Annotated in this window: 2 rRNA genes; both read left to right on the forward strand. The window is 55.9% G+C overall.

Annotated features, from left to right (window positions below):
- Positions 1-49: 49 nt before the first annotated feature.
- Positions 50-3190, forward strand: a 23S ribosomal RNA gene (locus AC1DIW_RS21775).
- Between the two features lie 81 nt (positions 3191-3271).
- Positions 3272-3388, forward strand: a 5S ribosomal RNA gene (rrf, locus tag AC1DIW_RS21780).
- The last annotated feature ends 1 nt before the right edge of the window (position 3389 follow it).

A 3389-nucleotide genomic window follows, 5' to 3' on the forward strand; every position in this document is an offset into this window, starting at 1 on the left:
GCCGGTTGTATTTTGAGAACTTCACAGTGGACGCGAGCATCTTTGTAGTGTTCAAGTTTTTAAGGGCACACGGTGGATGCCTTGGCACCAGGAACCGAAGAAGGACGTAGGAATCTGCGATAAGCCTCGGGTAGTCGATAACCAGACTGTGATCCGAGGATTTCCGAATGGGGAAACCCGGCTGGAGGCAAGTCCAGTCACCCGCATCTGAATATATAGGGTGTGTGGAGGGAACGTGGGGAAGTGAAACATCTCAGTACCCACAGGAAGAGAAAACAACATGTGATTCCGTGAGTAGTGGCGAGCGAAAGCGGATGAGGCTAAACCGGGCGTGTGTGATAGCTGTCAGGCGTTGCACGTTCGGGGTCGTGGGACCCGCCAGTTGGCTCTGACAGGCCGGCAGGGAGTAAGAAATCTGCGTCATAGTCGAAGAGCATTGAAAGGCTCGGCATAGAGGGTGCGACCCCCGTAGACGAAATGGTGTGGACTCCCGGTGGATTTCCCAAGTAGCACGGGGCCCGAGAAATCCCGTGTGAATCTGGCAGGACCACCTGCTAAGCCTAAATATTCCCTGGTGACCGATAGCGGACAAGTACCGTGAGGGAAAGGTGAAAAGTACCCCGGGAGGGGAGTGAAATAGATCCTGAAACCGTGTGCCTACAATCCGTTGGAGCCTCCCGCCGTTGGGCGTGTGGGGTGACAGCGTGCCTTTTGAAGAATGAGCCTGCGAGTTAGTGCTCAGTGGCGAGGTTAACCCGTGTGGGGAAGCCGTAGCGAAAGCGAGTCCGAATAGGGCGTTTGAGTCGCTGGGTCTAGACCCGAAGCGGAGTGATCTACCCATGGCCAGGTTGAAGCGCAGGTAAGACTGCGTGGAGGACCGAACCCACTTAGGTTGAAAACTGAGGGGATGAGCTGTGGGTAGGGGTGAAAGGCCAATCAAACTCCGTGATAGCTGGTTCTCCCCGAAATGCATTTAGGTGCAGCGTCACGTGTTTCTTGCCGGAGGTAGAGCTACTGGATAGCTAATGGGCCTCACCAGGTTACTGACGTTAGCCAAACTCCGAATGCCGGTAAGTGAGAGCGTGGCAGTGAGACTGCGGGGGATAAGCTCCGTAGTCGAGAGGGAAACAGCCCAGATCACCAGCTAAGGTCCCTAAGCGTGTGCTAAGTGGGAAAGGATGTGGAGTTGCTGTGACAACCAGGAGGTTGGCTTAGAAGCAGCCACCCTTTAAAGAGTGCGTAATAGCTCACTGGTCAAGTGATTCCGCGCCGACAATGTAGCGGGGCTCAAGCACACCACCGAAGCTGTGGCATTGACATATTTGCTCGGCACCGACACCTGCGGGTTCGGTGTCCAGGCGTGTTGATGGGTAGGGGAGCGTCGTGTGGCCAGGGAAGCGGCGGTGTGAACCAGCCGTGGAGGCCACACGAGTGAGAATGCAGGCATGAGTAGCGAATGACGGGCGAGAAACCCGTCCGCCGAATAACCAAGGGTTCCAGGGTCAAGCTAATCTGCCCTGGGTAAGTCGGGACCTAAGGCGAGGCCGACAGGCGTAGTCGATGGACATCCGGTTGATATTCCGGAACCGGCGAAGGACCGCCCCTGACGAACCGTGTGATGCTAAGTGCCTGAAGCACGCCCACCGGACCTTCGGGTCCAACGGGCGGGTGGAGCGCACGACCCGATCTCGTAGTAGTCAAGCGATGGAGTGACGCAGGAAGGTAGCCTCCGCGTGGCGATGGTTGTCCACGTCCAAGGGTGTAGGGCGCGATCCAGGCAAATCCGGATCGCTGCATTGAATTGCAAGCTTGAGACCTGATAGTGACCGCGAATGCGGGAAGAGGGTGATCCTATGCTGCCGAGAAAAACTTCTAGCGAGGTTCGAGCCGCCCGTACCCCAAACCGACTCAGGTGGTTAGGTAGAGAATACCAAGGCGATCGAGTGAATCGTGGTTAAGGAATTCGGCAAAATACCCCCGTAACTTCGGGAGAAGGGGGGCCCTGATCGTGACGACACTAGCTGTCTGAGCGTGATCGGCCGCAGAGACCAGGGAGAAGCGACTGTTTACTAAAAACACAGGTCCGTGCCAAGTCGCAAGACGATGTATACGGACTGACGCCTGCCCGGTGCTGGAACGTTAAGGGGACCGGTTAGCCGCAAGGCGAAGCTGAGAACTTAAGCGCCAGTAAACGGCGGTGGTAACTATAACCATCCTAAGGTAGCGAAATTCCTTGTCGGGTAAGTTCCGACCTGCACGAATGGCGTAACGACTTCTCCACTGTCTCAACCACGAACTCGGCGAAATTGCACTACGAGTAAAGATGCTCGTTACGCGCAGCAGGACGGAAAGACCCCGGGACCTTTACTACAGCTTGGTATTGGTGTTCGGTACGGCTTGTGTAGGATAGGTGGGAGACTGTGAAGCTGTCACGTCAGTGATGGTGGAGTCAACGTTGAAATACCACTCTGGTCGTTCTGGATATCTAACCTCGGTCCGTGATCCGGATCAGGGACAGTGCCTGGTGGGTAGTTTAACTGGGGCGGTTGCCTCCTAAAAGGTAACGGAGGCGCCCAAAGGTTCCCTCAGCCTGGTTGGTAATCAGGTTTCGAGTGTAAGTGCACAAGGGAGCTTGACTGTGAGACAGACATGTCGAGCAGGGACGAAAGTCGGGACTAGTGATCCGGCGGTGGCTTGTGGAAGCGCCGTCGCTCAACGGATAAAAGGTACCCCGGGGATAACAGGCTGATCTTGCCCAAGAGTCCATATCGACGGCATGGTTTGGCACCTCGATGTCGGCTCGTCGCATCCTGGGGCTGGAGTAGGTCCCAAGGGTTGGGCTGTTCGCCCATTAAAGCGGTACGCGAGCTGGGTTTAGAACGTCGTGAGACAGTTCGGTCCCTATCCGCTGTGCGCGTAGGAAACTTGAGAAAGGCTGTCCCTAGTACGAGAGGACCGGGATGGACGAACCTCTGGTGTGTCAGTTGTTCTGCCAAGAGCACCGCTGATTAGCTACGTTCGGAAGTGATAACCGCTGAAAGCATCTAAGCGGGAAGCACGTTTCAAGATGAGGTTTCCAGGCCYGCGAGGGCGAGAGGCTCCCAGCTAGACTACTGGGTTGATAGGCCGGATGTGGAAGCACAGCAATGTGTGGAGCTGACCGGTACTAATAAGCCGATAACTTGACTTACAAAGATGCTACGCGTCCACTGTGCGGTTCCCGAGATACAAACGGGAACACCACCCACTTGATTTGATATCTCCATAGAGTTTCGGCTGTCATAGCGAAGGGGAAACGCCCGGCTCCATTCCGAACCCGGAAGCTAAGCCCTTCAGCGCCGATGGTACTGCACTGGTGACGGTGTGGGAGAGTAGGACGCAGCCGGACA

It is taken from the genome of Terrabacter sp. 01T434, from assembly GCF_056398545.1.